This is a genomic window from Arenibaculum sp. (genome assembly GCF_035998295.1).
Classification (GTDB): domain Bacteria; phylum Pseudomonadota; class Alphaproteobacteria; order Azospirillales; family Azospirillaceae; genus DASYHS01.
Genome location: NZ_DASYHS010000139.1, coordinates 1 through 6,659, shown reverse-complemented (window position 1 = coordinate 6,659; position 6,659 = coordinate 1). Strand labels below are relative to the sequence as shown.

Genomic DNA, 6,659 nt, shown 5'->3' with positions numbered 1-6,659 from the left:
CCCGACGATCCGCTGTCAACACCGAACCGTCATTTTTTTCCGCCGTGACTTCGCTGATGGATTGCGAATACACGAAGACCGTACCGAGACTACTTGGAAATTCGAAAACCGATACTGGCCTAAGCCTCTCGATCTTTGATCCGAACTTCGTGGGTCCCGGGTGGGCCGGCTTTATATGGGCTTCCGGGCTACCTTGTAAAGCGTTTTGTGAGGCCCGTCCGGGGACGACGCACCGCGCCCGTCCCTCACCCCGCCCCGACCCCGCCCCTGCCCCGCTCAGGCCCGCTTGAAGACGCTCGCATTGGCCTGGACGGGGTCGACGACCCGAGACCGCTGGCGGGCGGTTTCGACCGCCTCGTCCATCAGCGCGTTCAGCAGCGCCGTGAAGCTGACCGGCGGGTCCGCGTTCTCCCACAGGTAATAGCCGAACGAGCCGGGCAGCGTGTTCACCTCGTTCAGCCAGATCTCCCCCGTCTCGGCGTCGGACAGGAAGTCGATCCGGGCGGTGCCGCGGGCATCCAGCGCCTCGAACGCCCGCATGGCCCAGTTCCGGATCCGCTCCTGCTGGTCGGGCGTCAGCTCGGGCGGGTTGATGACGCGCGTCGCCGAGGCCATCCCCTCGGAAAAGGGGATCGCGATCTTGGAATCCGCATCCCCGCCGGAGAGATACTTGTCGCGGAAGTCCAGGAGCTTCTCCTTGCGGATCGGGCGCTCGATCGCCGAGACGCGCGTCTCGCCGAACGCCCTCGTCACGGAGACGTTGTACTCGACGAGGTTCCGCACGAAGGTCTCCACCAGCGCCGCCGTGTCGAACTTGAACACGGTCGACAGCGCCGCCTCCAGCTCCGTCCGGTCGCCCGCCTGGGACACGCCGACGCTGCTGCCGAGGTTGCACGGCTTGACGCAGACCGGGAACGGAATGTCGACGCGCGCCGCCAGCTCCGCGAGGCTGGCGAAGCCGGAGCCGGCCGGCCGCGGCACCGCCACCGCCGGCACCACGGGCACGCCGACGGAACGGATCACCGCCTTCGCGACCGCCTTGTTCATCGCCAGCGCCGCCGGCAGCACGTCGCAGCCGACATAGGGCACGCCGGCCGCGTTCAGCAGCCCCTGGAACGAGCCGTCCTCGCCGAAGGTCCCGTGGAACGCCGGGACGACGAGGTCGAAGGGATAGGTCCTGGACTTGCGCCCGAGGAGCGAGCGCGGAGCGCTCGACACCAGGCGCCAGCGGCCGTCGGCCGCCTCCTCGGGCGTGCCGCCGATCGGCAGGAACACCCGGTCCAGCGTCCGGCGGACCGCTTCGTCGGGAATGTAGTTCTTGCGGTTGCGCAACGCGTCGCCGACGTACCAGTGCCCCTCCAGGGTCACGTAGACCGGCAGCGTGTCGTACCGTGACGAGTCGATCGCGTCCAGGATCTGCAGCCCCGTCAGGACGCTGACGTCGTGCTCGGTCGACGGACCGCCGAACACCACCGCCACGACCATTCTTCCACTCATTGCGCCAACGCCCTCCGACGCGCATCGCCACCCGAAACACCCCCGCCCCTTCCGGCCGGCCGGTGAGAACGGCGAGGGTGCCACGAACGGCGAAGGAAGTCGCAGGCAAATCTTGCGACATAGATCGGACCGGAGCGGCGGCGGCCCGGGCGTGCTTGCAACACCCCGAGCCGGGCGAATATCATGCGCCCGCCCGCCTCCGGCGCCCCGAGCGACACGAAGATGCTTCCGAGCGACGACCTCCGCGCCCGCCCGATCCCCGCGATCGATCCCTCCCTCTATTCCAGCGACTACCGCCGGACCCCGTTCGACTTCGACGACCCGCGCTCGCGCGAGCCCCTCGTCGACATCGCCGGCTTCGGCCTCGCAGGAGAGAGCTACTATGCCCGCGACGACGGCTGGAACGAGCCGTACCGGCGCGCGCTCAAGAGCGACCGGCGCATCCTGTGCCGCGAAGGCGTGGCGCGCGCGCTGGCTGCGGTCGACCGCAGCCTGGCCCCCTATGGCGTCGAGCTGTTCGTGCTCGACGTCCACCGCGACGTCGGCGTCCAGAGCGCGCTGTGGGACCACTTCATGGACCATGCCCGCGCGCTGATGCCCGATGCCGGGGAGGAGGAGCTGGTCTCCTTCACCCGCACCTTCGTCTCGGACCCGCGCCAGTTCGACCCGGAGGACTGGCGCACCTGGCCGGTCCATTCCACCGGTGGGGCCGTCGACCTGACCCTGCGCCGGCGCGGCTCGGGCGACTGGCTGTTCATGGGCACGGTCTTCGACGACGGCTCGCCGGTCAGTGCGACCGACTATTTCGAGACGCTGGCGCGCGAGAACCCGTCCGCGCTGGCGGCCAGCGGCGAGGCGGCGTTGCGCAACCGCCGCCTGCTCTACCACGCGATGCGCGCCGAGGGCTTCACCAACTACGCCTATGAGTGGTGGCACTACGACCTCGGGACCCAGCTCTGGGCGAAGCTGCGCTCCCACGAGGAAGGCCGGGCGGTCGCCGCGGTATATGGCCATGCGACCGATGCCGGCTGACCCGACGCCTGCCGCCGCCGTCCGCTTCGAGGCCGGGGGCGGCACCCTGGTCGCCGAGACGCACCGCCCCGCCTCGGGCGACGACCGGCTCCACCTCGTCTGGCTCCACGGCTGGGGCCAGCCGCGCGCGTCGATGGCGTCGCTCGCGCGGTCGTTCGAGGCTGCCGCGACCAACCACCTCCTGGACATGCCGGGCTTCGGCGAGGCGCCGCCGCCGCCGTCCGACTGGGGGACCGAGCAGTACGGCGACCTGCTGGCGCAGTGGCTCCGGCAGCTCCGGGGCGAGGCGTCGCGGCGCGTCGTGCTGGTCGGCCATTCCTTCGGCGGGCGCGTCGCGCTGCGCGTCGCGGCACGCCATCCCGGCCTCGCCGACGCGATCGTCCTGGTCGCCGGCGCCGGCCTGAAGCGGCATCGGCCGCTGCCCCGGCGCCTCAAGGCCCATGCGACCCGCCTGCTGCTGCGCGCGGCCACCCGCCTGGACGCGGTGGCCGGAACCGGCTTCGCGGCGGGGATGCGCGACCGGCTCGGCAGCGAGGACTACCGCCGCGCCGGCGTCCTGCGCCCCGTGCTGGTCCGCACGGTGACGGAGGACCTGGCGACGATCGCGCCGTCGGTCCGCGCGCCGGTCCTCCTCGTCTACGGCGAGCGGGACGACCAGACGCCGCCGGAGTTCGGCCGCCGCTACGCCGAGCTGATCCCCGGCGCCGAGCTGGCGATCCTGCCCAATTTCGACCACTACACGATCCTGTCCTCGGGCCGGCACCAGGTTCACATGCGCATGCAGCAGTTCCTGGAACGCCATCTCCCCGCCCGCGGACCGGCGACCGGGACCCGGACATGACGATCCTCATCATCGCGGCCGCGGCGGCTGCCTTCGCCGCCTACGGGTTCTTCTCGCTCCGCAGGCTGCTGACCTTCCTGCACATCTTCCAGCAGGAGGAATACGACAACCGGCGCTTCGCCGCCTGGCTGGGCGACCGCCGCGCCTTCGACCGCCGCGCGAGCCTGGCGCTGGCCGCCGCGGGCGTCGCAGCCCTCGTCCTCGGCGCGCTCGCCGGCGGCTGGGCGCTAGCGGCCCTGCTGCTGGCCGCCGCGGCGGCGCTCGCGGGCCTCGGCGCGGCCGAAGCCGATCCCCGCAAGACCGGCAAGAAGCCGCTGGCGCTGACGCTGCGCGCGCGCCGCATCCTGGGCCTGGCCTGGGCGCTCGGCATCGTGGCCGCCGCCGTCGTCGCCGTGGTCCTGGCGGCCTGGTCGCCGGGTGGTGCCGTCGCCGTGGTCGCCGCGACCCTGGTGGGGATCGTCCTGGTCCAGGTCCAGCCGCTGCTGCTGACGGCCGCCAACCGGCTGCTCGCCCCCCATGAGCGCCGCGTCAACGAGCGCTTCCTGCGCGAGGCGCGCGACGCGCTGGCCCGACTGCGGCCGACCGTGGTCGCGATCACCGGCTCCTACGGGAAGACCTCGACCAAGCAGATCCTGGCCCATGTGCTGAGCACGGTGGCGCCGACGCTGGCGACGCCGGGCAGCGTCAACACCCCGCTCGGCATCGCGCGCATCGTGCGCGAGCAGCTGAAGCCCCAGCACCGCTTCTTCATCGCCGAGATGGGCGCCTACGGCCCCGGCTCGATCGCGCGGCTCTGCGACCTCGCCCCGCCCGACCTGGCCGCGATCACCGCCGTCGGCGACGCCCATTACGAGCGGTTCCGCTCCCTGGAGACGGTCGCCGACGCCAAGTTCGAGATCGCGACCGCGGCGCTGGCGCGCGGCGGGCACGTCGTCGTCAACGCCGACCAGGTCGAGCGGCGCTTCCACGGCCCGCGCGTCGCCGGGGCGCCGGGCAGCTTCACCCTGGTCGCCACGGATGCCGGCCTCGCCGAGCCGGGCGCGGACGCCTACGTGATCGCGGACGCCGAGCAGACGGTCGAGGGCATCGCCCTGACGCTGCGCCACGGCGGCGAGAGCCACCGCCTCGCCGCCCCCCTCTACGGCCTGCACCACTGCGCCAACGTCGCGGTCGCCTTCGTGCTGGCACGCCGGCTCGGCGTGCCGGCGGAGAGCATCGCCGCCGCCCTGCGCTCGACGCCGCAGGTCCAGCACCGGCTCCAGGTGATCCGGGCCGAGGGACGCCCGACCCTGATCGACGACGCCTACAACTCCAATCCCGTGGGCTTCGCCTCGGCGCTCGCCCTGCTCGACCGCCTCGGCGCGGCCAGCGGCGGCCGGCGCGTGCTCGTCACGCCGGGGATGGTCGAGCTCGGCGCCCGCCACGAGGCCGAGCACCTGCGCATCGGCAAGCTGGCGGGCGACGTCGTCGACCTGGCGCTGGTGATCGGCCCGGAGCGCATCCCGAGCTTCCTGGACGGGTTCGGGCAAGGCAGCCGCGAGGGCCGCGCCCTGCACCGCTTCCCCAGCTTCGCGGAGGCCAAGCGCTGGCTGGACGCCAACGCGGCGCGCGACGACGTGGTGCTGATCGAGAACGACCTGCCCGACCTCTACGAGCGGCGCGTCCGGCTGTGAGCGCGGACGCCGCCGGGCCCGCGGCCCGGCGGGCAGGCTTCAGGATCGGCGGCACGCCGGCCGCGAGCCGGCGGCGCATGCCGACCTTGATGCGGTCCGTCAGCAGGCTGAGCGGCACGCGGAACAGGAAGAACCAGGCGATCGCGTAGAGATGGATCCAGACCATCAGCTCCGTCCGGCCGACGGCGGCGATAACCGAGGCGGTGCTGGAGGCCTGATGGTGACGAGCAGGTAGGCGGTCCAGCTCGGCAGGAACGGCAGCGCCGCCGACAGGTTGTCGGACACGAAGCCGACGACCGCGATGGAGAGGGCGAGGGACGCCTTCAGTCAGGACGGGAACGGGTAGACCGTGCCGCCCAGCTCGAACTCCACCGGGATCGCGAAGGCGAGATAGAACAGGAAGACGAAGGTCGGCACGTTGCGCGTCACCTCCGTCAGGCCGAGGCTCGCCCGCCGCGCCAGGCGCCGCCCGGACAGCCGGTCGGCGGCTACATCGGCCTCGTCAGGGCTTCGCTGTCCTCGGGCATCGAGTCGGCACGGAACTACGGGACCGGGGACCTGCAGGACCGCAAGGTCAGCGTGCTGGAACGGTCCACCGCCCAGCAGTTCATGACGAACCTCGCCGTGCCGGGCGGAAGCGGACCGTCGGTCCTGGCCTATCACTCGGTGAGGGAGGCGCTGGACGGGCTGGAGCGCGGCGGGACCGGGTCGAGAGGATCGTCGCCTGGTCGCGCCGGAACGCCGGCGGCAAGGCCCCGTCGAACCCGTTCGGCCGCTGGCTGCGCGACCTGACGATGCCTGCGGCCTTGGAGGCTCCGCGACCCGGCGTGCGGCACTCCCGAAAGGGGGACCGCGGCCAATGGTCGAGGTGGCGTCGCTCCGCGAGCGGCCGCCTCGTGCGGGTGCGGTCCGAATGCTAGCCTTGGTCGAACGGGTGGGAGGGCCGGTACGTGCTCAAGCTCATTCTCGACCAGGACTTCATCCATGCGCCGCCGGCGGTCGACGCCTCTACCTACGGCCATCACGGCCGCGTCGTCGACCTCCTCCACCATTCCGACGGCCGGTCGCCGGGTTCCGGCGCGCTCGATTTCACCAATGCCGATGCGGCCGTCCGGATCGCGCCCCGGCCCGCCTGGCACAGGCTTGATGCCCTCGCGGTCGAGGCGGTCGTCCTCCTGCGCCCCTCGGCCGGCCGGAGGAACGTCGTCGAGGGCGACGGCAGCTTCGCCTTCTATGTGGACGGCGACGACACGCTGGTCGCAAGCGTGTTCTCGACCGTCGACGGCGCCCCCGCTCCGGCCTGGAACGCGGTGTCGTCCAGGCTGCACGGTCCGGGCGGCGCGGTACGCACCGTTCCCACCGACAGGTGGTGCAAGATCGTCCTGCACCATGACGGGATCACCCGGTGCAGGCTCTTCGTCGACGACGAACTCGTCGCCGTGCGCAGCGACTACCGCTCGGGCCTCGCCCCTGTAGGCGCGGCGGGCGTGGTCATCGGCAACTGGACGCTGGCGAGCCAGTACGCCTTCGACGGCCTGATCGACCGGGTCCGGATCTGGAAGCGCGACGAGGACGCCCTGGTCCGCGACTTCGCGGCGCGCCTGGACGACCCGGCG

The 6,659-nt window shown here is 72.1% G+C and carries 5 protein-coding genes; 4 read left to right on the top strand and 1 reads right to left on the bottom strand.

Annotated elements, in window-relative coordinates:
* Nucleotides 1-276: 276 nt before the first annotated feature.
* Entirely contained in the window at nucleotides 277-1,497 is a 1,221-nt protein-coding gene (locus VGO20_RS13560; RefSeq protein ID WP_327502891.1) for a D-alanine--D-alanine ligase, read from the bottom strand.
* A 183-nt stretch (nucleotides 1,498-1,680) separates the two neighbouring features.
* On the opposite strand from VGO20_RS13560, the gene VGO20_RS13555 reads away from it, so the two are divergent.
* From VGO20_RS13555 to VGO20_RS13540, 4 genes are all read left to right on the top strand, one after another.
* Nucleotides 1,681-2,529, top strand: a complete 849-nt coding sequence (locus VGO20_RS13555; protein WP_327502890.1) for a M15 family metallopeptidase — start codon at nucleotides 1,681-1,683, stop codon at nucleotides 2,527-2,529.
* Complete coding sequence (locus tag VGO20_RS13550; RefSeq protein WP_327502889.1) at nucleotides 2,519-3,370, top strand: alpha/beta fold hydrolase; 852 nt, start codon at nucleotides 2,519-2,521, stop codon at nucleotides 3,368-3,370. The genes VGO20_RS13555 and VGO20_RS13550 overlap by 11 nt, the downstream gene beginning before the upstream one ends.
* On the top strand, nucleotides 3,367-5,043 hold the full coding sequence (locus VGO20_RS13545) for a UDP-N-acetylmuramoyl-tripeptide--D-alanyl-D-alanine ligase (protein ID WP_327502888.1): 1,677 nt from the start codon (nucleotides 3,367-3,369) through the stop codon (nucleotides 5,041-5,043). The genes VGO20_RS13550 and VGO20_RS13545 overlap by 4 nt, the downstream gene beginning before the upstream one ends.
* Nucleotides 5,044-5,993: 950 nt before the next feature.
* The coding region (locus VGO20_RS13540; RefSeq protein ID WP_327502887.1) for a LamG-like jellyroll fold domain-containing protein at nucleotides 5,994-6,659 on the top strand (666 nt) is incomplete at its 3' end.

What these genes read in the sequence shown, in the direction of transcription:
- VGO20_RS13555 (WP_327502890.1), top strand. Translation starts at nt 1,681, where the DNA reads ATGCGCCCGCCCGCCTCCGGCGCCCCGAGCGACACGAAGATGCTTCCG.
- VGO20_RS13545 (WP_327502888.1), top strand. Translation starts at nt 3,367, where the DNA reads ATGACGATCCTCATCATCGCGGCCGCGGCGGCTGCCTTCGCCGCCTAC.
- VGO20_RS13560 (WP_327502891.1), bottom strand. Translation starts at nt 1,497, where the DNA reads ATGAGTGGAAGAATGGTCGTGGCGGTGGTGTTCGGCGGTCCGTCGACC.
- VGO20_RS13550 (WP_327502889.1), top strand. Translation starts at nt 2,519, where the DNA reads ATGCCGGCTGACCCGACGCCTGCCGCCGCCGTCCGCTTCGAGGCCGGG.